This window comes from Methylobacterium sp. 092160098-2 (assembly GCF_028920805.1).
GTDB classification, from domain to species: domain Bacteria; phylum Pseudomonadota; class Alphaproteobacteria; order Rhizobiales; family Beijerinckiaceae; genus Methylobacterium; species Methylobacterium fujisawaense.
On sequence record NZ_JAQPZJ010000001.1, the window covers coordinates 3,315,921 to 3,338,633 of the forward strand.

At 68.4% G+C, this 22,713-nt stretch carries 19 protein-coding genes; 9 read left to right on the forward strand and 10 right to left on the reverse strand.

The features are described 5' to 3' along the window. Window positions 1-48: 48 nt before the first annotated feature. The gene (locus PQI07_RS15615; RefSeq protein WP_274926916.1) at window positions 49-576 is read right to left on the reverse strand and encodes a DUF4188 domain-containing protein; all 528 of its coding nucleotides are present in this window, start codon (window positions 574-576) and stop codon (window positions 49-51) included. An 848-nt stretch (window positions 577-1,424) separates the two neighbouring features. Here PQI07_RS15615 and PQI07_RS15620 point away from each other — a divergent pair. From PQI07_RS15620 to PQI07_RS15630, 3 genes are all read left to right on the forward strand, one after another. Continuing rightward, window positions 1,425-2,405 (forward strand): aliphatic sulfonate ABC transporter substrate-binding protein, encoded by a 981-nt coding sequence (locus PQI07_RS15620; RefSeq protein ID WP_179696988.1) that lies wholly within the window; start codon window positions 1,425-1,427, stop codon window positions 2,403-2,405. A gap of 8 nt (window positions 2,406-2,413) precedes the next feature. Further along, window positions 2,414-3,193 (forward strand): ABC transporter permease, encoded by a 780-nt coding sequence (locus PQI07_RS15625; RefSeq protein ID WP_236952970.1) that lies wholly within the window; start codon window positions 2,414-2,416, stop codon window positions 3,191-3,193. Window positions 3,194-3,290: 97 nt separating this feature from the next. Next, on the forward strand, window positions 3,291-4,073 hold the full coding sequence (locus PQI07_RS15630; protein WP_043758691.1) for an ABC transporter ATP-binding protein: 783 nt from the start codon (window positions 3,291-3,293) through the stop codon (window positions 4,071-4,073). 42 nt (window positions 4,074-4,115) lie between these two features. Here PQI07_RS15630 and PQI07_RS15635 read toward each other — a convergent pair whose 3' ends face one another. The 3 genes from PQI07_RS15635 to PQI07_RS15645 form a co-directional block, all read right to left on the reverse strand. Beyond that, complete coding sequence (locus tag PQI07_RS15635) at window positions 4,116-7,286, reverse strand: efflux RND transporter permease subunit (protein WP_274926917.1); 3,171 nt, start codon at window positions 7,284-7,286, stop codon at window positions 4,116-4,118. Continuing rightward, complete coding sequence (locus PQI07_RS15640) at window positions 7,279-8,388, reverse strand: efflux RND transporter periplasmic adaptor subunit (RefSeq protein ID WP_274926918.1); 1,110 nt, start codon at window positions 8,386-8,388, stop codon at window positions 7,279-7,281. The genes PQI07_RS15635 and PQI07_RS15640 overlap by 8 nt, the downstream gene beginning before the upstream one ends. Before the next feature lie 193 nt (window positions 8,389-8,581). Then, window positions 8,582-8,980 (reverse strand): hypothetical protein, encoded by a 399-nt coding sequence (locus PQI07_RS15645; RefSeq protein WP_043351879.1) that lies wholly within the window; start codon window positions 8,978-8,980, stop codon window positions 8,582-8,584. A 606-nt stretch (window positions 8,981-9,586) separates the two neighbouring features. Between PQI07_RS15645 and PQI07_RS15650 the strand changes: the two genes are divergently transcribed. Together PQI07_RS15650 and PQI07_RS15655 are read left to right on the forward strand one after the other, a co-directional pair. Continuing rightward, on the forward strand, window positions 9,587-10,747 hold the full coding sequence (locus tag PQI07_RS15650) for an O-antigen ligase family protein (RefSeq protein WP_251982320.1): 1,161 nt from the start codon (window positions 9,587-9,589) through the stop codon (window positions 10,745-10,747). Window positions 10,748-10,987: 240 nt separating this feature from the next. Further along, window positions 10,988-11,578 carry a glycosyltransferase family 25 protein gene (locus tag PQI07_RS15655; protein ID WP_257787427.1) on the forward strand — a complete coding sequence of 197 codons (591 nt, stop codon included), beginning with the start codon at window positions 10,988-10,990 and terminating at the stop codon, window positions 11,576-11,578. A 336-nt stretch (window positions 11,579-11,914) separates the two neighbouring features. Here the strand turns inward: PQI07_RS15655 and PQI07_RS15660 are convergent, their stop codons facing one another. The 5 genes from PQI07_RS15660 to PQI07_RS15680 all read right to left on the reverse strand — a co-directional run bounded on the left by PQI07_RS15660 (window position 11,915) and on the right by PQI07_RS15680 (window position 17,675). After that, a complete protein-coding gene (locus tag PQI07_RS15660) occupies window positions 11,915-12,430 on the reverse strand; it encodes a hypothetical protein (protein ID WP_274926919.1) in 516 nt (171 codons plus the stop codon). A gap of 8 nt (window positions 12,431-12,438) precedes the next feature. Next, the gene (locus PQI07_RS15665) at window positions 12,439-14,583 is read right to left on the reverse strand and encodes a M48 family metallopeptidase (protein ID WP_274926920.1); all 2,145 of its coding nucleotides are present in this window, start codon (window positions 14,581-14,583) and stop codon (window positions 12,439-12,441) included. Window positions 14,584-15,732: 1,149 nt separating this feature from the next. After that, window positions 15,733-16,098 carry a hypothetical protein gene (locus PQI07_RS15670; RefSeq protein ID WP_274926921.1) on the reverse strand — a complete coding sequence of 122 codons (366 nt, stop codon included), beginning with the start codon at window positions 16,096-16,098 and terminating at the stop codon, window positions 15,733-15,735. A gap of 713 nt (window positions 16,099-16,811) precedes the next feature. Continuing rightward, entirely contained in the window at window positions 16,812-17,045 is a 234-nt protein-coding gene (locus PQI07_RS15675; RefSeq protein ID WP_274926922.1) for a hypothetical protein, read from the reverse strand. Window positions 17,046-17,309: 264 nt separating this feature from the next. Further along, window positions 17,310-17,675: a hypothetical protein gene (locus PQI07_RS15680; protein ID WP_043758683.1), complete on the reverse strand. Its 366-nt coding sequence runs from the start codon at window positions 17,673-17,675 to the stop codon at window positions 17,310-17,312. A gap of 444 nt (window positions 17,676-18,119) precedes the next feature. Here PQI07_RS15680 and PQI07_RS15685 point away from each other — a divergent pair, with 444 nt between their 5' ends. The 4 genes from PQI07_RS15685 (at window position 18,120) to PQI07_RS15700 (ending at window position 21,494) form a co-directional block, all read left to right on the forward strand. Continuing rightward, a complete protein-coding gene (locus PQI07_RS15685; RefSeq protein WP_274926923.1) occupies window positions 18,120-19,388 on the forward strand; it encodes a cation:proton antiporter domain-containing protein in 1,269 nt (422 codons plus the stop codon). Between the two features lie 185 nt (window positions 19,389-19,573). Beyond that, complete coding sequence (locus tag PQI07_RS15690) at window positions 19,574-19,753, forward strand: hypothetical protein (protein WP_043758682.1); 180 nt, start codon at window positions 19,574-19,576, stop codon at window positions 19,751-19,753. Window positions 19,754-19,756: 3 nt separating this feature from the next. Beyond that, window positions 19,757-20,974 (forward strand): acetate/propionate family kinase, encoded by a 1,218-nt coding sequence (locus tag PQI07_RS15695; protein ID WP_274926924.1) that lies wholly within the window; start codon window positions 19,757-19,759, stop codon window positions 20,972-20,974. A gap of 16 nt (window positions 20,975-20,990) precedes the next feature. Continuing rightward, complete coding sequence (locus PQI07_RS15700; protein WP_274926925.1) at window positions 20,991-21,494, forward strand: hypothetical protein; 504 nt, start codon at window positions 20,991-20,993, stop codon at window positions 21,492-21,494. 335 nt (window positions 21,495-21,829) lie between these two features. Here the strand turns inward: PQI07_RS15700 and ppk2 are convergent, their stop codons facing one another. Next, window positions 21,830-22,675, reverse strand: a complete 846-nt coding sequence (gene ppk2 / locus PQI07_RS15705) for a polyphosphate kinase 2 (RefSeq protein WP_043385808.1) — start codon at window positions 22,673-22,675, stop codon at window positions 21,830-21,832. Window positions 22,676-22,713: the final 38 nt, after the last annotated feature.

A 22,713-nucleotide genomic window follows, 5' to 3' on the forward strand; every position in this document is an offset into this window, starting at 1 on the left:
CCGCTGGGACGGTACCGGCCGGCACCGGGGCAGGGCCCGTGGCGCGCGTCAGCGGGACACGGACGTTTCCGGCGCATTCCCCGAGGGAAGGTCGTGCAGATCGGACGTGGCATGCCGCGCGTGCCGCGTTGCCAGGGAGCCGCGCGCCTCCTGCATCGGCATGAAGGCCGAGAAACCGACCGCGCCCGGGACGGTGTTGTAGATCGCCTCCATGCCGCCGCGCATGTGGTAGGTCTCGTGCCAGATGCCGACGCCGCGCGTGTCCCGCAGGAAATCCCGCCACCAGATCCGATGGGGCTCGGATTTCGCCCAGGCGACCATGCTGTCGATGTCGCGCCAGTACCAGCGCATGCCCAGATGCAGCGGGCGCAGGCTGAAGATGATGTTGTTCTCGTAGTGCAGCAGGCCGTCCGGGCGTTCCGCGCCGACCGTGGCGATCCGCGGTCCGAAGCCGAGGAGAGTCCTGACGCCGGCGAGCGTCCGGACCTTCATGCCGAGATAGATCACGACGAGATCCGGATAGCCCGAGAAGTCCGGGACCCGCTCGTGCCGGTTCGCGCCCATGCTCGTCCCCATGATCGCGCCTGTATCGCCGCGTGACTCGCCCGAACCCGTAAACCGATAATATTCACCGGCCTTTCTGCAAATCAATATTCGCGCACGAAGGGTCGGCACATCTCGTGATCGAGCGATGAATGACGAAGGCCGATCCCGACGCCATGTGCCGGGCCCCCCGGGGGGACGACGCACCGGCTCTGCCATCGACGTTACCGGAGGGTCGCATCCAATCCGACGTCGGTTCAGGTTGGGGCACGCCGGCTGCCGGACGTCCGCCCGGGATTCCGCGTGGCGCAGACCGGTCGCGATGAACCGGGATGCGCGACCGCCAGGAGGCTCGACACGCTTGCGCGCCGCGCACGTCCCCGATGGCGCCGAGCGGCCCCCGTCGTCGGACGCAGGGCGTGTCGCTGGCCTGAATGGATGCCGAGAAGGGTCGGAGAACCGCAGTGGCATCGCCGCTCCGTTCAAGCGCAAAATATTCTCGTGCCGTCGCAAAATGACGAACATTCTTGCTTTCATCCAGCAAAGTAGGGAAAGCCGTTTCGTTGACTCCTTGGCCGACCGACAGGATCTTGTATTCACTGTCACGGTGAGGGCAGCGCAGGGAAGATGAAGACGCATGGGCGGTCCGGTCATGTCCCCGGGACGAACAGGGACGCCGTCCGGATCGGGTGGACGGTTCGCGCTCGAACCTCGCCGCGGTCCGAAAGACCCGTCCGGCTGATCTGCCGCCGCTGCTGACTCCACGAACGCGGCCGCCTCGAAGGAACCGGCTCGGATCGCACCGCGAACCGGGACCTGTGCTACGGCGCCGCAGACCGAACGCCTCCCGCCGCACCCGCTACAGACGCCAGGCCCGATTCATGATCCCGAACCGCCGATCCCTCCTGGCCGCCGGCCTCGCCCTGGCGTGCCTGGGCAGCCTCTCGTCGCGCGAGGCCCGGGCCGAGGATCCGAAGGAGGTCCGCCTGGACTGGGCGACCTACAATCCGGTCGGCCTGCTCCTGAAGGAGAAGGGCTTCCTCGAGGAGGCGCTGGCGCCGCGGGGCATCAAGGTCCGCTGGGTCCAGTCGCTCGGCTCCAACAAGGCGCTCGAATTCCTGAACGCCGGCGCCATCGATTTCGGCTCGGCGGCCGGCGCCGCAGCCCTCGTGGCGCGGATCAACGGCAATCCGATCAAGGCGATCTACGCCTATTCGCGCCCGGAATGGACCGCGCTCGTCACCCGCAAGGACAGCGGCATCGCCAAGCCCGCCGATCTCAAGGGCAAGCGCGTCGCCGTCACCCGGGGCACCGATCCGCACATCTTCCTGATCCGCGCGCTCCAGAGCGCCGGCCTCACCGAGCGCGACGCCAAGCTCGTGCTGCTGCAGCATCCGGACGGCCGGACCGCCCTCGACCGCGGCGACGTCGATGCCTGGGCCGGCCTCGATCCGATGATGGCGGCCGCCGAGATCGAGAACGGCGACGTGCTGTTCTACCGTGATGCCGCCGCGAACACCTGGGGCCTGCTGGACGTCCGGGAGGAGTTCGCGACGGCCCATCCCGACCTCGTCCGGACGGTGATCGCCGCCTACGAGCGGGCCCGCGCCTACGCGCTCGTCAACCCCCAGGCCCTCGCCGCGTCCCTCGTTGCGGCCACGAAGCTGCCCGAGCCGGTGATCGCCCGTCAGCTCGAGCGGACCGACCTGTCCCAGCCGGCGATCGGCGCAGCCCAGGCCCAGTCGATCAAGGCGGCCGGAACAGCCCTGCAGCAGGCGGGGGTGATCCCGGCGGGCACCGACGTGGCCGCGGCCGTCGACGGCCTGCTCGACGCGCGCTTCAATCCCGTCGCCGGACAGTGAGCGGCAGCGTGCCGCTGCTGCGGCGGGGCGGCCGCGCGGGTTTGGGGCTTCTGTTGCCGCTCGTCGCGGCGATCGGTTGGGAGATCGCGGTGGCGACGGGCGCGGCCTCCGGACGGCTGCTCCCGCCGCCGAGCCGGATCGGCGCGACCCTCTGGGAGCTCGCGGTGTCGGGCGATCTCTGGCTTCACGTCGAGGCGACCCTCGTGCGGGTCGGCCTCGGCTTCCTGTGCGGGGCGGCGGCCGGGATCATCGCGGGTGCCCTCGTCGCGACGATCCCGCTGCTGCGCTGGCTCGTCGATCCGAGCCTGCAGGCCCTGCGCGCCGTCCCGTCTCTGGCCTGGGTGCCGCTCTTCATCCTGTGGTTCGGCATCCTGGAGACGCCGAAGGTGCTGTTGATCGCCGTGGGCGTGTTCTTCCCCGTCTATGTCGGCGTCTCGGGGGCGATCGCCTCGGTGGACCGCAAGCTGGTCGAGGTCGGGCGGATCTTCCGCCTGTCCCGCCTTGCTCTCGCCCGCCGGATCCTGTTGCCGGCCGTGCTGCCGGCGACCCTCGTCGGCCTGCGCACGGGGCTCGGTCTCGGCTTCCTGTTCGTCGTGGCGGCGGAACTGATGGGCGCCTCCGAGGGCCTCGGCTATCTGCTCGTGGACGGCCAGCAGTTCAGCAAGCCGGATCAGATCGTGGCGGCGATCATCGCCTTTGCCCTCGTGGGCAAGGCGGCCGACATGGCCCTGCTGACGCTGACACGGCCCCTGACCCGATGGCAGGATACCGTGCGGGACAGCCTGTGACCGCAGGATTGGGGCTGACGCGCGGCGCGGAACCGGGGACGGTCCCGCGCCGCGGTTCCAATCCGATCCCCATCCCGCGACCGCGCGAGAGACGCCCGTGCTGACCGTCGACGACCTCTCCAAGACCTATGCCGACGGCACGCGGGCCCTGTCGGGCATCGACCTGTCGGTCCAGCAGGGCGAGATCGTCGCGCTGATCGGCGGCTCGGGCTGCGGAAAGACGACGCTGCTCCGGCTGATCGCGGGGCTCGATCAGGCGAGCCAAGGCGCCGTGCAGGTCGACGGCGAGACGATCCGCGCGCCCCATCCGAGCGTCGGCGTCGTGTTCCAAGAGCCGCGGCTGCTGCCCTGGCTCGACGTGGCCGGCAATGTCGGCTTCGGCCTCGCCGACCTCCCGCGGTCCGAGCGCCGGGCGCGCGTGACCCATGCTCTGGAGCGGGTCGGCCTCGCCGAGCACGGTGGCCGCTGGCCCCGGGAACTGTCCGGAGGCCAGCAGCAGCGCGTGGCTATCGCCCGGGCCTTCGTGGCGCGGCCGCGGGTCCTGCTCCTCGACGAGCCGTTCTCCGCCCTCGACGCCTTCACCCGGAAGGGATTGCACGAGCAGCTCCTCGATCTCTGGGCCGAGTCGAAGCCGACGATCCTGATCGTCACGCACGATGTCGGAGAGGCCGTCACCCTGGCCGACCGGGTGGTGGTGATGCGGCCGCGGCCGGGACGCCTGGACGAGACCGTGCCGATCGGGCTCGCCCGGCCGCGCGAACCGGTGGCGGCGACCTACGAGGACGCCGTGCGCCGCGTGCTGGCCGCCCTCGATCACTCCCTGCGCCCGGCCTCGGCCAACCGGCCGGCCGCCCCCGAGACCCGCGCGAGCTGGTGGTAGGACCAGCGGCGACCTGCGGCGCGAGGCCGGATCGGCCGGCCGTCAGGACCCGATCGCGGTCAGCTCCAGATCCGCGGGATCCACGCGCCGGAATCGGGCGAAGCGGAGCGCCAGCACCGGCAGGATCAGCAGGTTCAGCACCGTCGAGGTGACGAGGCCGCCGAGGATCACGAGCGCCATCGGGCCCTCGATCTCACGGCCGGGCTCGCCGGCGCCGAGCGCCAGCGGCAGCAGACCGAGACCCGTGACCAGGGAGGTCATCAGGATCGGCACCATCCGGTCCGCGGCGCCCTCCGCCGCCGTGGCCGCGTCCCAGGATCGCCCGTCCCGGGTGACCATCTGCTCGTAATGGGCGATCAGCATCACGCTGTTACGCAGCGAGATGCCCGACAGGGTCACGAACCCGACGATCGAGCCGAGCGACAAGACCCCGCCGGTCAGCGCCGCCGCGGCCACGCCGCCCACGAAGGCGAAGGGCAGGTTGACGAGCACCAGCAGCAGGTTCGCCGCCGAACCGGTCACCATGGCGAGGAGCACCACGATCCCGAAGCCGGCGAGCCCGGCATGGACGAGGAGGTCGCGGCGGGCGGCCGCCTGGGCCTCGGCGGCGCCCGAGAAGGTCACGTAGACCCCCTCGGGCAGCCGAACCTCGCGGGCGATCTTGCGCTTGGCCGCCGCCACGAATCCCGCCAGATCGCGGTCGGCGACGTTGGCGGTCACCGCCTGCACGCGCTGTGCTCCGAGATGCTGCACTTGGTATCGGCCGGCGCTCTCGTAGACGTCGGCGACCTGCGACAGGCGGACATAGCGCCCGCCGGGGGCCCGCAGGGGCAGGTCCCCCACCGCGCTGAGGCGATCCCGCACGCGTGCGTCGAGGATCACCAGCACGTTGAACACGGCGTTGCCGCGATAGGTCTGGCCCACCGTGTCGCCCTGGTAGGCGGTGCGCACCGCCTCCAGCACCTCCACGGGATCGAGGCCCCAATGCCGCAGATCCACCGGGCGCAGCGCCACCGTGACCTGCGGCAGCCCGGCGGGCGAGGCCTGCTGGACGTCCCGGGCACCCTTCACCTCCGAGAGTTCCTGCGCGACCGAGCGGGCCGCCGCTTCGATCCGGTCGAGATCGCTGCCGATCACGTTCACCACGACCGGTGCGGTGAAGCCCGAGACGGTCTCCTCGATGCGCTCGGTCAGGAAGGTCTTGAGCGAGAAGGCCGCCCCCGGGAAGCCGGCGATCAGCGTCCGGACGCCGGCCTCGACGCGGCGCTGGGCAGCCCCGTCGAGGCCGGGCTCCAGATCGATGTGGATCTCGCTGTAATGCGGCCCGGCGGTATCCTCGGCGGCCTCGGCGCGCCCGATCTGCGCCGCCACGGCGCGCACGCCGGGGATCTCCTTCAGATCGCCGGTGATCAGGGTCCCGAGCCGCTGCGATTCCTGCAGGGAGGTGCCGGGAATGGCCACCATGTGCAGGATCATGTGTCCCTCCTTCAGGTCGGGGAGGAACACCGCTCCGAGGGTCGGCAGGATGGCGGCCCCCGCAAGGGTCACCAGCAGCGCGCCGGCCATGGCGATCCGCGGCACCCGCCCGATGCCGGCGAGCAGCCGCAGATAGGCAGCCCGGCTCCAGCGCACCACCGGCGGGTCGGGCGGAGCGGCGCCCGCATGGCGCGTCATACGACTGCCGAGGAGCAGGATCGCGAGGGCCGGCGTGACCGTGAGCGCGACCAGAAGCGAGGCGACGACCGCCGCGATGTAGGCCAGCGCCAGCGGACCGAACAGCCGGCCGGCGACGCCGGTCAACGCGAGAATGGGCAGGAACATCAGGATCACCGCGAGCGTCGCGTAGGCGACCGACGTCCGCACCTCGAGCATCGCGGCCAGAACCACGCGGGGGATGCTGCGCCGTCCGCCCCGCGCCTCCCGCAGGCGGCGGGAGACGTTCTCGACGCCGATCACCGCGTCGTCGACCACCTCCCCGATGGCGAGGGCCAGCCCGCCCAGCGTCATGGTGTTGAGGCTCTCGCCCCAGGCTTGGAGAACGAGCGCGGCGGTGATCAGCGACAGCGGGATCGCCGCTGCACTGATCACCGCCGCCCGCCAATCCGCCAGGAAGACGAGGAGTACGATCATCACCAGCACGCCGCCCAGCGCCAGCGCCTGGATCACGTTGCCCGTGGCGACATCCACGAAGTTCGCAGGCCGGAACAGGTCCGCCCGCAGGCTCACGCCCTCGCGCTTCAGAACCGGGCGCAGCTCGTCCAGGGCCGCCTCCAGGCGGGCCGTCACGGCGCGCGTGTCGACGCCCACCTGGGCGCCGACCATCAGCAGCACGCCGGGCTTGCCGTCCACGAGGGCCGCGCTGATCGCCGGCTCCGGGGCGGCCGTGACGGTGGCCACATCCGAGAGCACGACGCTCGCCCCGCCATCGTTGTGCAGCACGATCTGTCCGAGCGCCTCCGGCGTGAGGGACTGTCCCTCCGTCCGGAGCAGGACACGCTGGTTCGGCGTGTCGACGAAGCCCGCCCCGCGCACGCCGGTCCCCTTTCGGGCGGCCGCCAGGACGTCGTTGAGGCCGATCTGGAAGCGGATCAGGTCGTCGGAGCGGACCTGAACCTGCAAGGCGCGCACGCCGCCGCCATAGAGCGAGACCTGGGCGATGCCGGGCACCGCCTGGAGCCGCCGGCGCACGGTCCATTCCGCGATCTGGCGCAGGTCCATGGCGTCGCGGGCCTCGGCGGTCAGCCCGATGAGGAGGACGGTGAGCGTCGAAGAGGTGAGCGGGGTCATGGCGGGGGCTGCCACGCCGTCGGGCATGCGGCCGGCCAGCGCCGCCAGACGCTCGTTGACCCGCTGGCGGATCCGGTCGACGTCGCTGCCGGGCCTGAACGCCGCGGTGATCACCGACAGGCCCTGGATCGAGGTGGAGCGCAGGGTCTCCAGGCCGGGCAGGCCGCCGACCGCCACCTCGACGGGCTGCGTGACCAGCACCTCGACCTGTTCGGAATCGAGGCCCGGTGCTTCGGTCTGGATCGTCACCGTAGGCGGCGCGAACTCGGGGAAGACATCGTACCGGGCCCCCGCGAGGACGTAGAGCCCGAAGACCAGGACCGCGCAGGCCAGCGCGAGGACCACCCGCGGCAGGCGGACGGCGAAGCCCACGAGGGCGGCCTGCAAACCGCCGCCGCGGCCGGCTGCAGGGGAGGGCTCAGTCATCGTCGTCGCCCACGACGCGGATGCGGCTCTTCATCTCCTCCGAGAGGAGCGCCTGCGCCCCCCGCAGCACGATCTCGCTGCCGTCCGGCAGGTCCTCGACGACGAAGGCATCGGCCGACATCGGGGCATCCGGCCGGACCGGATGGCGCACGTAGGCGCCGTCGCCGGTGCCGCGATACACCCAGGTGCCGCCCTCTCCGTGGACGACGGCATCCTCCGGCACGAGGACGCCCTTGACCGCGCGGGACGCCGGCAGGAACGCCATCGTGCTGGTGCCGGGCAGGAGGCCGCTGTCGCCGGAGACCAGGTAGAAGAAGCTCTGCCCCTGGATCCGCGGATCGGTCCGCGTCGCGGGCGAGACCGGCCGGAGGGCAACCCGCGCGCTCTGGGGCGGCACCTCGGCGAAGGCGGCCTGCGGCGCTTCGGAAAGCGTCTCCCCGGTCGGTAAGGTGACCTGCATGAGGAAATCGGTCCGCTCGATCAGGCGCGTCACCAGCGGAGACCGCTCGATGATCGCCTTGCCGAGCACCGAACCCCATTCCTGGCGCGCCGTGGCGGCGAGCGTCCGCAATTGCGACTCCGCCACCGTCATCGACGCCTGATCGGTCAGAAGCGTGCCCTCGGCGGTTTCGATCTGCGCCACCGCCACCACGCCGGCGCCGAGGTTACGGGCCCGGCGGGCAGCACTGGCCGAGACTTCGACACGGGCGCGCGCCGTCTGGAGCGCCGCGACGGCGCCCGCATAGCTGTTGGTGAGTTCGGTGATCCGGGCAAGGTCGAGGACGCTGCCGTAGGCGGTCAGCTCCTGCCGGTGAAGCACGGCTGGCCGTGACTCGGCCACGAGCCCGATCCGCGCGCGCTCGATTGCCGTCAGCCGCACCACCGTCCGTCCATCCTCGACGGCGGTGCGCGGCGCCGGAAGCTGTGCCGCTGCAGGTGGACCATCGCGCCAATCGGGGACGAGCGCCGTTGCCCGCGCCCGCATCTCCGCGATGATGGGGCCCGCATCCGCCCGCAGCCTTTCGCCCGGTGGCGTGACGGCGAGACCGGCCGCGGCGAGCACCATCCCTCCGATGAGCAGCATCGCCCGGCGACCACCCACGTCGCACTCCTCCCCTAACCTCGATTGCCGAATCTACCCGGTTTTGATGCCAGATACACCCGAACTTGGCCGGTTCAAACCGGTTCGCTCAATCGGGAACCAGGGTTCGCCGCGGCCGGAGGACAGGAACGAAAAAGCCCGCCTCGACACTGCGAAGCGGGCTTTCATAGAGCGGGAAAGGGTACGATTCGGATCAGCAGCCGTCGTCGGAGACCGGAGCGGTCTGCCTGTCAGCAGCGGCCTTGTTCATGGCGCCCACTGTGCCGGGCGAGGCGGGCTGCTGGCCACCAGCCAGATTCGCGGCAGCCGGGTCCGTCGACTTCGACTTCGCACCCGCATCGGTCGGGGCCTGTCGATCCGCGGTCTGCGTCGCGCCGGCGTTGTTCATGGCGCCGACCGTGCCAGGCGAGGCGGGCTGCTGGCCGCCGGCCAGATTCTTGCTCGACTTGTCGACATCGGAGCTGTTCGGGTTGGAAGCCTGCTGATCAGGGGTCTTCGATTTTGTGGTTCCAGTGCTGCACGGGGCCGCGAAAGCGGGACCGGCAGCGACGGCCAGAAGCGCAACCGCGCCCGCCAGACGTGAGACCTTCATCAAACGCTCCTCCAAGATTCAACGAACGTCCAAGTGCCTAATCGTCCCATGAGTTCCGTGCCGATTGTCTAAGATCTTCGAAACGGTCGGGTCCGATCGGGACATCTGCGCGTTTGACGTGCCCCGAGCTGGTGAAAACAGACCTTCGTCGCAGGGGGGCGCGCATGGGTCGCCCCGCCGGGCCTGGGTGCGGCATCGTAACTCGGGCGGCGCCGCCGGAGCGTGATCCGGCGTCGGTTCGGTCGATCAACGGCGTCCGCCGCGCGAGCCGCCCCTACCTCGTTTGGTCGAGTTCAGCGCCCGCATCGGTCGGGCTAGCGTCGGATCGCGAGGGGCCGAGTCCGCGGCTGCGTCGGGCCGTAGAGGTCTCGCGCGTCCGAGATGGCACTGCCTCATCCGGGGACCCGAGATCGAACGATGGCGTTTCCACGCGACTTGGCCACCCTCGAAACCGGACATGCGGCGGGCGTGGCGTGGTCACCGTTCGGCCCGTCCGGCGTCGGTCCTCGCTGGAACGGCGCGGCGCGCGACGAAGGCGCGACCGATGCCATGCCGAAGCTCGGCGTCGCCGCCATCCCGTGGATCGCCCTGTTCGTCTTCGCGCCCGTGATCGGCGAGCAGATCAAGCTGCCGGGTCTCGAAAGGCTGATCTGGGCCTGTGCCGATCTCGCCGCCCTGGTGTTCCTGGTCCTGCGCCGCGACCTTGCCGCGACCCTGTTCGGAAGTCGGTTGCTGCTGCTGACTTGGCCGCTCCTGGCGATCGTGTCGGCTCTGTGGTCCCTGACACCCGGCCTCTCGGCCTATTACGGATTGCAATTGCTCGCGACCATCGTGGCCGGCATTGCGCTGCGCACCACGATGGGTCTGTCGCGCATTATCCGGATTGTCTTCCTGGGTCTTCTGTTCGCTCAGATCCTGTCGGCCATCCTCACGGTCGTGGCCCCGAGCCTCACACGCGGGATGAACGGCGACTGGGCCGGCATCTATTCACATAAGAACGTTCTGGGCTCCATGGCGAGCTTGCAGATCCTGTGCGCAGCCTGCCTGTTCCTCCAGGGTTGGAACCGACTCCTCACCGCTGTGGGGTTCGGCCTCGCGCTGGCGCTTCTCGTGGCAACCCACTCGGCCACGGCGCTGGTGGCGGCGATGGTGGGACTGGCGCCCCTTGCCGCGATCTTCGCGTGGCGGCAGGGCAAGCACGTGACGGGCTTCTGCCTCGGCCTCGTCATCGCACTCGCGGGCATTGGCATTGTCGTGCTCGCCGCGCGAGGCGCAGACATCTCGGCGAGCCTGCTCTCCGACCTCGGCAAGGACAGGACGCTGACGGGCCGTACGATCCTCTGGCAGTTCGGACTCGATCAATTCTGGCGCGAGCCGCTGATCGGTGTCGGATACAGAGCTTACTGGGACAGCCCGCTCACAACGGCCGCATATCTGCATTTCGTGACCAAGCAAAAGCTTTGGTTTTTCCACAACAACTTCATCGACGCCATCGTCGCGTTCGGCATCGTCGGTCTCATCGTCTTTACGGTGACATTCCTCGATATGGGGCGCCGGGTTATCGCGCACTTCGCGCGCTCGTCCGGATATGTGGAGGCTTGGCCGATCCTGTTCATGAGCCAGCTCTGCGTCCTCATCTGCCTGGAATGCCCGCTCTTCATCAATCACGGTCTGCACCAACTCCTGTTCGCGGCGCTCTTGCCGGTCATGGGGTCAGGGAACGTCGCGGGGCGGATGATTCATGGGCGTGCGGCCTTTCGGGCTTGAGCCGTGTCTGACTGTGGCGGCGGGGCCTGGACGCGGGCACGAACTCCGTCGGCCCCCCGTCTCGTGAGCCGGCACCACACAGAGGTGAACACGATGTATTGTTTTGGAATTTCCTTGCGTCGTTTTCCGGAACGGCACGCGTACATCTCCCGTCATCTCGCCGCAGCCTGGGGGCCGGATTTCGAGGTTGCCGGGTACGAGGGAGCGGTCCCGGATCCGCGCGTTCCGCCCCCGCCTCATCTGTCGCCTGGGCAGATCGGCTGTGCGATGTCCCACATGGCCGCCTACGAACGCCTGATCGCCCGCGATCTGCCGTATGCGCTCATCGTCGAGGATGACGTCGTCCTGCCGCCGCAGATCCACGGGATCGTGGCTGGCATCGAGGCCGCCCTTCGACCGGGCGATGTCGTCTTGATGTTCAACTGGCCGAAGAACATCGGGGTTTTCAGTACCGTCGATGCCGTGCCGATCGGCAATCACCGCTTGTGCTTGCCCATGCAGATGAGCGGTCTCGGCTCCACGGCAGCCTATGTGATCACGCGGGAGGCCGCCGAGGGAATCCTGCGCGTCAATCGACCCGTCGTGGTCACGTCAGACAACTGGAACTATTTCTTCGAGAACGGCGCACTCACACGCGGTCGCGTGGTTTCACCGAATGTTGTCGCCTTGAAGCCGTTCGAGTCCACGATTTTCGTGTCCGGCTCGAAGCTCGGCGCATTCTTGAAGAGCAATGCCCTATTCAAACCCCTGCTTGCTGCGCGGCGCAGGGTCCTGACGGAAAAGATGCCCGTCAATATGACCTTCACGAACGAGATTTCACCCTTCGCGTGACATGAGCCGTTCCCGAGCCCGGATCAGGCCGAGGGACAATTGTACGCTGTCTTTGCGATTTTAAGACTGGCTGCGCAGGCTGCCCGTCCGTCAAAAATATTTAAACAAATTCGTTTTATGTGCGTTAATACTGGATGACCATACGTTTCAATGAGGGTCTGTCCGGGTCTGTCGCTCCACCTGTCCGCCGTGATGCGCGGCGGAAGCGTCCGCTCGACGTTCGCAGCCGGAGGCCGCCATCCGCCGCGGCGAAGACAAGCATCCTGTCCCGTCGACGGCTTGCGCAGCGGCAGCCCCCCTGATCGCCCGGTGTGGTTCGGCCGAGCGGTTTGCCGGTCACATGGCGACCCGGAAGGCCGCGCGCCCGTTGCGGATGATCGACCCCAACGCTCCGACGATACAGGTCAAGATGGCTCCATCGATCACGAGAAGGGTGATGGTCCGATTCCATAACCGGTCGAGACCGAGATTTGTGGTGACGATGTCGGGCCGCGCCGGGTCGGCCATCACCACGAGGTCGAAATTGGCGGCCTGCGGGCCGGAGAAGACGTAGTTCACCCGCCGTGTCGTGCTGCCCCGAGGCGTGGATAGCGTCAGTGTCGCATTGCAGATGTGGATGACGAGCTTGGCGTTGCACTTGCCATCTGCCACCCGTGCGCGCGGGACAGGCTGCGCCGTCTCGCGGACCTGCCAGTCCGAGATCAAGACAGGGGCCGTGTAGAGCGCGCTGGCTGCCAGGATGCCGCTGAACAGGACGAAGCCGAACAGCACTCCGAAGATCACGGTCCAGCTGGTGCGCTCCGATGGCAGCCGCAGGGTTTCCTCGGCCTCTGTCTTCGCAGGGGGAGTCATGGCGATCCTCAAGCAGGATGGGTTTCGAGAGGGACGGCGGGGGTCGCGATCGGCGCACGTTCGGCCAGAAGGCGGCGAGCCTGATGGGCCGCTTGATAGCGGGCGATCAGATCGGCGAAATCCTGCGGCTTCATCTTGCGCGGCAGCCCGACCGTGAGGGTCACGATGCGGCGCTTGGGGTCGAGCTTCATCGCGTGCCGGCCCGGTGCCCGCTCCGGCCAGTCGGCGCCGGGCAGCAGCAACAGCCGTATTGCGATCCCGCCGCGGCTCAGCGTCATGTCGAGATCCGCGATGGCCGCCCAGGGTATCACGCGGTCGAGGCCCGGCGCCGTCAGCCCGGTCGGACTCAGGATCAATGTGATCGGCTCCCCCCGCGCCAGCACGAAGGCGCCGGCAACGCAGAAAACAGCAGCAAGGGCCAGCATCACGACCAGAATCGTGCGGGCCTCGTAAGGCGACAGGCCGGGGATGCGGACCAGCGCGAGCGGCAGCGCGGCGGCGGCGAAGAAGCCGCCACTCACCGCGAACGCGAGGCCGCGGGCACGGTGGCTGGCGCGCAGCACCCGATCCTCGGGACCGACTTCCGCGGCGGTGGCCTCCAGATGGGCGCGCGCGGCTGCCTCGCGCGCCTGGACTGCGCCAAGGAAGTCCTGCGTTGCGGCCCGGCACAGGCCGGACGGATCGGTGAAATAGGCTGCGAGCTGTTCGCGGGCGCGAGCCGGAGGCGGGGCTCCAGCGGCCGTCAGCAGGTCCGCATCGACCGCCAGGCCGAGGGCCGCGATGCGCTCGCGGGTCGGCGGATGGGTGTCGGTCGGGTGGGCCTGTCCGTCTTCGAGACGCGCCGCCGGATCGTCGAGGCCGCGCGCCATCGCCCGGTCGAGAGCCGCCGCCACGAGATCGGAGGAAGCCGCGGCCGGCGCGGCGGCAGCGGTCTCCAGAACGGCCACGATGCCCGGACGCACGGCGCCGGAGCGGAGGAGCGCCCGGGCCGAGGCGGCGGACGAGGTCGCAGCCGCGCCGGCTGCATCGGCGGCGAATTCGCGCTTCCGGCTCCAATGGCGCACGGCAAGGTGAAAGCGCTCCATCACGAACAGGCCGAGCCGCACCGACGGTCCGAGCAGGCCGAGACCGCCGCGCTCGCGCTCCAGGAGCGCATCGAGGGAACGCCCGACGCCCGTGTAGATCGGCAGGAAGCGCTGACTGTAGGCGGTGTCGCCGCCGGCATAGTGAGCGAGTTCGTGCCCGATGATCGCCGCCGTCTCGTCCACGCGCATTAGGGCGAGATAGGGAAGCGGTACGTAGAGGATCCGGCCCTCGAGACGCGTGCCGCCCGGTTCGAGTACGGCCGGACCCGCGCTGACGAAGAAGCCCTCGGTGAGGCCGACGACCAGGGCCTCGGGCTTGAGCGCGCTCATCCGATCGGCAATCGCTTCGACGAGGCGCCAGAGACCCGGAGCTTCGGCCGGCGCGATCTGGCGCCCGAGGATCGGCAGAGGCTCGGGCTCGAAGGCAACAAGCGCTTGGCGCAGGCCGATCAGTGCGCCCCCCGCGGCGATGATCGTGCCGCCGGCCGCAGCGGCCGCGAGGCCCAGGAGCTTTGCGCCCCCGCCGGTGAAGCCGCCCTGGATGAGCAAGCCTGCCTCGAAGAGAACGATGGCGACGAAGCCTGCGGTCGCCGCGACGATCTGAGCGGCGAGCACGACGGGGAGCAGCCGCCGCACCAGCGAAAAGCCATGAACCAGCGTCTGGCGGGAGGTGCGTCCGACCCGCCCGAGCACACCGCCGACGACCAGGACGAGCAGGGAGAGCGTTGCCGCGATGCCGCCACCGAGGACCGCCACCGGCGGCAGCGTGCGGCGCCAATCCATCACCGCAGCGAGGGTGCCGGCTTCGTCGCGGGCCTCGCGCGCCTTCACCACGGCGTAGGGGCCGCCATAGAGGTGGCCGTCGTGGCGGAACTGCAGGCGGAAATCGGGGCGCCCGTCCCGGGGAGCGCGGGCCTCCAGATCCGCCACAGCCGCGGCGAGCCGGTCATGCTCGGTCGCGAATTCCCTCCAATCGTCGGTTCCGCGCTGGCCCTGCCAGAGTCCGAGCAGCAGGATTGCGAGGGGCAGCAACACGGTGGCCGCGATGAGGCTCGCGAGGATGCGCATACGCGAGCGCTCTGGCAGGGACGTTTCCTCGGCGATGGCTCGCTCCTGAAGTGTCGTCGGCACGATGGCCGTGCGCCCAGCCAATAGGCTGGCCACGCGGATGATCAGTCAACGTGGAGACCGAGATTGGACCAGATATAACCATGATGAGAGGCAATAAAGATTGGGCGCAATCGATCTGATATCCGACATGGGTTCGGGATTTCTACCCAATCCATGAATCTCGTCAATAGAATGCTGCCGGGTTCAGTCGGATCTGCCGGCGCGTCCCGCCGGTGCGTGTCGGCGAACCCGGCTGCGGGCAAGGCCGTGATGAGCGCCGTCCAATCTCGCGCGTCTCGCGCTCCGGGCTCAGCTCCGGCTGTCGCAGATCCATTCGGCGCGGTCGGCCGGCGCGGTCATCGGAGACATCGGATGCATTCCGAGCGGTCGGTCGGCCTGTCGGTCGGTCGATGTCGCGGGGCTCAGGCTGCCGGCTCGTCTGAATCCGACGGGTGGGCGGCGGCGCAGTATATTGAGAGAGATCAATGCTCAGCTGTGGTATCATGATCAAGGATGCCGCGATTGCGAGTTGCGACCCGGCGCGGCTGTTCAAGCGATCTGCGTCGCAGGGCGCTCAGGCCAGCTTCTCGCACGAGACCCGTCTTCTTCCGCCGCGAGGAGAAACCTTGATTATGGCGCCGAGCCGACACAGGCCCCCTCCGGAGTATCTGCCCGCACCCAGCCATTCCGCCGCGGCAGCGCAAGGCGACGTGTCGATCCAGCGCAGCCCAGGGTGAGGCCGGGGCGGGGACGCGCGCGGCGACCGGCGCGTCTGTCCGTGGCGGGTGCGCGCGGGGTGCACGGGTGCGGCGCATGTGCGCCTCATCCCGCAGGCCCGGTTGCAGGAATCGCGGCGCTTCGCGCCGACGGCCTGCACGTCGGTCGTCGAGCAGAAAATTCTCCTGACGCGGGACAGAGCGGCCCGGCTTCGAACGGCTCTCGGCCGGTTCGTCCGAACCGTCGATGGCACGCGTGCAGACGGGTTCGGGATATGCAATCGATGCAGTCTCGACGAATAAAATTCGGTGCCGATCAGCGCGAGAATATTTGGATCGGTTGCATATACAATAATCGGAGGGGCCCGTGACAGGCAAAATTGCATCACCTTCAGCCGATATCGATCAGGCCGTCGTGCAGTCCAAAGCCGCCCGCGTCGGTGCCGACGTCTTGGCCCTGTATCGCCAACTTGCCGCGACGCTTCGACAGAAAGGCCGGTCCGAGGCAGCCGCCATGGCCCACCTCTCTGATCCCACCGCGCGTGCGGCGCACCGGTGCGCCTTTCAGCTCTACGGTACCGCAGCCTCCGAACTCGACGATGTCATCGCGGATCTCCTCGCCAGCCTCGAACGGCCGTTCACGGAGGTCTCGACGGGTCCGATCTTGACCGTTGTGGTTGGTGACGGGACGGGCCCGTAGATCGTGATCGCAGTGGCGCAGAAAGCAGGCCGCTGGCAGAGGCTGCGGTTTGGACACGCGTCAGGTCGGCCAGGGCTTGGGCAGATGCCGCGGACAGGCCGGTCTCAAGCCGCGGGCGCAGAATGGTCTGGGTCTCGATGCTCGTCTCTGCGATCTGCCGGCGCGTCGCATCGGACAGGACATCTTACAAACGGTGTGATGTCTCGAGATTTTTAGCGGAAAAGTCCCACTCCCGTCGGGATCTGTTCGTGGGTTATCGGCATTCGTCGGTGCGCTTTCAATCGACCTGCATTGAAGAGGCTGCGTCTCAAGCAAACGGCATCCCTGCGCATGACCGCCCCGCCTGATCGCGACCCGTCGCGCGCTGGTTGCGGGCGTGCGGGCGATCACGGTTTGACCGACTTCGATGCGAAGGCGGGCGTGGGAAAGCCGGCTCGTGCCAGGGCTCTGAAGGCTCTGCAGACGGGACATGATCGGCGCCGTTGCCGCCAAGGCTTGTGCGACGCTCAAGCGCAACCCCGAGGGGCACTCTTTCGATACAGGGTCGACGGGGCCGCTTCGGTCGCCGCTCTATAGCGGCGCGTCATCGCGGATTATGCCGAACGGCGTTGTGTCCGTGCTCGGCGATCGGGCTCAGCCGCTTGGGCGTGATGGCCGGCTCTCATTGCGCCGGTCCTATGCGCGCCCGGCATCTGACGACGTATGATGTGCCGCAAAGTCCTGGTCGGCACAGATCATCGCCCCGGGGCGGTGCCCATCCTCCCCAGGGCTCAGGCGCAGACGTCGTGGAAAAGATAGAAGCCGAGGCGGCTATTCGCCTCCTGAGCCGCCTTGGACTGGAAACTGACCGGCCCATCCGTCTTGCTGCGGACCGTGTAGCCGAATGCCCAACTCTCCGCGTCGAGGAAACTCGGCACCGGACGGTCCTCGCGCACGGCGCAGCACAGGCCTGGCTTATGCTTGCGGCAAAACACGTTGTAGGCGTCGCGCAGTTGCTCTCGCATCGGCAGGGCCCTCCCTCAGGATTGCCCTTTTGGCGGAACACCGGCGTCCCAGTCTTTGATCCAGCGCAACGATCGAACTTTCGCCTCCCGGGCCGCCGAGAGGATCCGCCGGATCCGCGTGCTTCGGCTCATGGGCCTCCCATACGGGCTACGCTTCCCTGTCGTCCGAAGTCGCGCCCTGCTTTCGCCGGACCGAAAATCGACTGCACGCGCTCGGTCGAGCGGGCCGCGCCGATGGGCATCGAGAACTGATCCATCCCCGTCTCACAACGGTGGAATGGCCCGAATGGTGTCGCGCGTACCCCGCATGGTCAGCACAGGGCCGACTTGGCTGAGAGTGGACACAGGAATGCCGATCTCTCCGCCTCCCAACAAGCGCCGGCGGGCGACGATCGCCAGGAGCGTGGTCCCGTCCTGCCCGACCCTGACTTCGCGGACGCGCCCGACGCGCACACCCTGATCGGCATAGAGATGCCGCCCGCGCAGCGTGGGCATCAGAGACGCGGCGTTTTCCTGGATCACGGAATTTCCGCGGTCCATAAGCGGCGAGCGAAGCTCCTGGGCGGTTGCCGTGCGCGCAAGCGCGATCAGAGCCAGCAGGCATATCCGGCCGGTATGATGTCGCGACATCTGACGCGCCTTCCTGGCTACGGGCAGACAGCGTTCCGACGCAGGCCCGGTGAGGCATCCGGATCGATCCGGGCTGCCCTCCCGCCATCTCGGCGGGGGCTGACCTCAGAGTGTCCGTCCTCCCGCCGTCGAAAACGCGGTCGATCCGAATTTTTCCGCACCGCGCTCGAAGCGGCACATTGCCAAATGAAACGATTCAAGCGGAGCCGGAATATCGATCGCGACTGGCTTATGAGGCTGATGAAAGAAACTTATTATCGTGTTTCACGCGAAATTTTTTAAGTCCAGCTCCTGCGCTGTCATTTCCAAATTGCGAAACAATTTTTCTCGCGCCTTGACCTAAATCAAATCATATCCCCGATAAATACGCTTTCCGGAATGTCAAAACCGTAATCCGACAACGGTCACCGCCGCAAGACAACGGCGGCTCCATCGGTTTTGTTGATGTACCAGACCATCGCGGTCCTGTTCGCATTCGTCTTCGCCTACAGCCTCGTGGCGGTCCCGCTGGAGCGCAGTCCACTGGCCGGCGCCGTGATCTTCGCCGCCTTCGGCTTCGCTGCAGGGCCGGCCGGGTTGCGCATCATCACGGTGAACGCCGAGGCCCATCTTCTTCAACGGTTGGCCGAGTTCACGCTGGCCCTCGTACTGTTCACGGATGCCGCCAAAGCCGACCTCGGCGTGCTGCGACGCTCATACGCGATCCCCGGACGTCTCCTGCTCATCGGATTGCCGCTTACAATCCTGTTCGGCTTCCTGGTCGGTACCATTCTATTCCCGGAATTGGGCTTCCTCGAATGCGCCCTTCTCGCGACGATCCTGGCGCCGACGGATGCGGCCTTCGGAAAGGCAGTAATCACGAATCCGGACCTCCCGGGCCCAGTGCGCGAAGGGCTGAATGTGGAGAGCGGCCTGAATGACGGCATCTGCGTCCCGGTCCTTCTGATCTTCCTGACGCTCGCCGCGGGATCCGATCCGGGGCGGCCCCCGTTGGATCTTGCGGTCCACCATTTCGGCACGGAGATCGGTGTCGGCCTCGTCGTAGGCGGCGGGTTGGCCGTTCTGGGCGTCGGGGCCCTGCGCTATGCCGGCAATCGCGGCTGGATCGACTCGGCTTGGCGGCAACTCCCCGCGGTGGCGCTCGCGCTTACGGCGTTCGCGGCAGCGCAGGCTCTGGGCGGCAGCGGCTTCATTGCATCCTTCGTCGGCGGCCTCGTCGCCGGTGGCATGGCGCGGCACCGCGTGGTCAAGCACGAGCTGCTCTGCGCGGCCGAGGGGGCCGGCGACGTCCTGGCCCTGTCGACCTGGGTGCTCTTCGGGGCCGTCGTGATCGCGCAGGTCCCGCAGCGGCTGACCTGGGCGGTCATCGTCTACGCCGTCTTGAGCCTCACCGTGATCCGCATGCTTCCGGTCTGGCTGGCTCTGACGGGCACGGGCCTGAAGACGGACGGCAAGCTGTTCATCGGCTGGTTCGGTCCGAGAGGGCTCGCCAGCGTGGTCTTCGCCGTCATCGTGCTCGCGGCCGATCTTCCGGGACGTCAGGCCCTGACGACGACGGTCGCGGCCACCATCATCCTCAGCATCCTCGCGCACGGCTTGACCGCGAACGCGCTCTCCGCAGCCTTCGCGCGCCGCGCCGCGCCGCGCCGCGCCGCGCCGCGCCACCGCCGCCGATCCGGCGCAAGCCGGCAAGGCTCCTTCGGCCGGTCCTGAGACGGCCCCTGAACGGAGCGTCGCGCGCCGACAGGGGCCACATGCTGTCTCGGCCGATCAAGCGGGCGACCGGTGACGCCATACACTGCGGTGCGCTTCGGAGAGCGAGGGCGCCTGATCCTTGATCTCGCTCAAGGGGGCGCTGGCGAAGCGGCGTACTGTCTCTCCCGCCAGGAGAATTCACGATGCCGACTTTGGCTCCCGCACGGCCATCGTCTGACACGCGCCGCCACGAGAAGGACGATCGGCTGATCGCGGCCGCGCAGGCGCTGCCGGAGCTTCGGGTGGCGGTCGCCCATCCCTGCGCCGTGGCCTCCCTGTTCGTCGCCGGGCAGCGGGCGGCGCGTCTGATGCCCGAGGTCTAGCCGATGACCCCGGTCCTGCTCGTCCTGAATGCGGGCTCGTCGAGCCTCAAGTTCCAAGTCTTCATCCTCGGCGATGGCGAAGAGCCGCAGCGTATCTTCCGGGGCCTGTTCGAGGGGCTCCGTGAAGCGCCCCATCTGCGGATCCGTGATCGGACCGGCACGACGGTGGCCGACGAGGACTTCGGCAGCGACGGGGCGTTCGGCCACGAGGACGCGCTCCTGCACGTGGCCGCCTGGATGCGCGCGCACAGTGGCGGCTTCGAGCTGGTCGCCGTCGGGCACCGGATCGTCCATGGCGGGATGACCTATTGCGAGCCCGTGCGCGTGACTGCGGAGGTCCTGGAGGCCCTGGAGCGCCTCGTGCCGCTGGCTCCCCTCCACCAGCCGCACAATCTCGAGCCGATCCGCATCTTCCGGCGGCGCTTCCCCGATCTGCCCCAGGTCGCCTGCTTCGACACGGCCTTCCATGCCGGTCAACCGGAGATCGCCCGGCTTTTCGCCCTGCCGCACGCGATGATGGAGGGTGGCGTGCGCCGCTACGGCTTCCACGGCCTGTCCTACGCCTACATCGCTTCGGTGCTCCCGGAGTATGATCCCGCCCTGGCGGCCGGACGCGTGGTCGTGGCCCATCTCGGCAACGGCGCCAGCCTGTGTGCGCTGAACCGCGGCGCCAGCGTCGCCACCACGATGGGCTTCTCCGCCCTCGACGGGCTGCCCATGGGGACGCGCTGCGGCAGCCTCGATGCCGGCATCGTGTTCTACATGCTCCGCGAGATGAAGCTCGGCCCGGACGAGGCGGAGCGCATGCTCTACACGCAGTCGGGCCTGCTGGGCGTGTCCGGGATCTCGAACGACATGCGCACGCTGCGCCGCGTCGCGGCGCGCGAGCCCGATGCCCGCCGAGCCATCGACCTGTTCGTCTATCGGATCGGTCGTGAACTCGGCTCCCTCGTCGCCGCAATGGGCGGCATCGACGCTCTCATCTTCACGGCCGGCATCGGCGAGAACGACGCCGCCACCCGTGCGGAGGTCCTGCGGGGTGCCGCCTGGGCGGGATTCGAACTCGACGACGCGGCCAACGCTTCCGGCGGCCCCCGCGTGACCCGAGGTCCCGGGCCGACCGCCTGGGTCATTCCGACGGACGAGGAACTGATGATCGCGCGCGGCACGCGCGCCGTGTTGTCTCGGCCCAGGAGCAGCCGGCCGCAGCCGGCGCTTTGAACAACGGGAGCTTGCCATGGACGCCGTGAGAACCAGGTCGCCGGCCGATCTCGAACTCGCCGACGAGACCTTCATGTCGGCCGCCGAACTCGGTGCCTACACGGCCAAGTTGAAGGCCGCCAAAGCCATGAAGGCGCTGAAGGCCGAGGACCAAGCGAGTCAGGCGCGGGCCGAGCTGATCAAGACTCTGTCCAAGACCATCGAGCTCACGCCCGAGAAGGTGCAGGAGATCACGCGGCCTCTCCTGCACAAGCTCCGGGTCGCGGCCGAGCAGGGCAAGAACGAGTTGCTGGTCATGCGTTTTCCGAACGCGATGTGCACCGACAGCGGGCGAGCCATCAACAATGCCGAGGCGGACTGGCCCGACACCCTGACCGGGCGGCCCCGGCAGGCATACGAGTTCTGGCGCGAGCGACTGCGCCCCCTCGGCTATGGCTTGTCGGCGATGATCGTCGACTGGCCCGACGGCATGCCGGGCGATGTTGGTTTCCTCCTGACCTGGGAAAAACTCCGCGTGTGATTCAGGACACCCCGGGATGGCGATCATGACCGAGCAGCGGACACAGACCGCCACCTCAGCGGGTGAACGACCTGCGCTCCCGGATCTCTTCGCGTTGCTGAGCGCTGGCTGAGGTCACGGCGAAGCGGGTGACCATCCTGGCCGCGCGGGTTCTCTCCGTCGAGGAGCTGAACGGCGATTAGATCGACGCGGAGATCCTACAGCTCCAGACGCAGCGGGATGCGACGCGTGACGAGGCGACGCGGGCCCGTTTCGATGTCTCGATCGCCCGGCTCGAAGAGTTCAAGGCCGGGCTCGGGCTTTGAAGGGTCGATGTCCGGGCGCGCGGCCTCCCCTCAGTGCAGTTCCGGAACGAAATGCCCCTTGGTGAGAGTGTCGTCGTAGGCCTTGTCCTTGAGGCGCTTCGGCAAGACCACGGCCTCGCGCTTCACTTCCTTGTAGGGGATCAGGCTCAGCAGATGGGCGATGCAGTTGAGACGGGCGCGCCGCTTCTCATCTGAGCGGACGATATGCCAGGGCGCCTCATCGATATCGGTCGCCGCCAACATCTCGTCCCGGGCGATCGAGTAGTCGTACCAGCGACTGTAGGACTCGAGGTCCATGGGACTGAGCTTCCACTGCCGGAGAGGGTCATCGATCCGGGCCAGGAAGCGGCGCTTCTGTTCCTTCCGGCCGACTTCGAGCCAGAACTTGATCAGCTGCGTTCCGCCGCCCACGATGAAGCGCTCGATCCGCGGGCACAGATCGAGGAAGCGGCGATATTCAGCGTCGCTGCAGAACCCCATGACGCGCTCGACGCCCGCGCGGTTGTACCAGCTCCGGTCGAAGATCACGATCTCGCCGGCCGCCGGGAAGTGCTCGATGTAGCGCTGAATGAACATCTGGGTCTTCTGCCGGTCGGAGGGGGCCGGCAGCGCGGCCACGCGAAACACCCGCGGGCTCACCCGCTCGGTGAGCGCCTTGATCGTGCCGCCCTTGCCGGCAGCGTCACGTCCCTCGAAGACCACGACGATGCGCGCGCCGGATCTCCGGACCCAGTCCTGCAGATGGCAGAGCTGCACCTGCAGCGCGCGGAGTTCCCGCTCGTACGCCTTGCGCTTGAGCTTGGGCTGCGCCAGCCCCTCGTCGGTGGCTTCGTCGTCGGTCTCGGGCTCCTGTGCCCGCGTCGCATCGTCCGTCACCGCCCAGCCTCCTCATCCTGCCCGGCTCGACCGCGCAC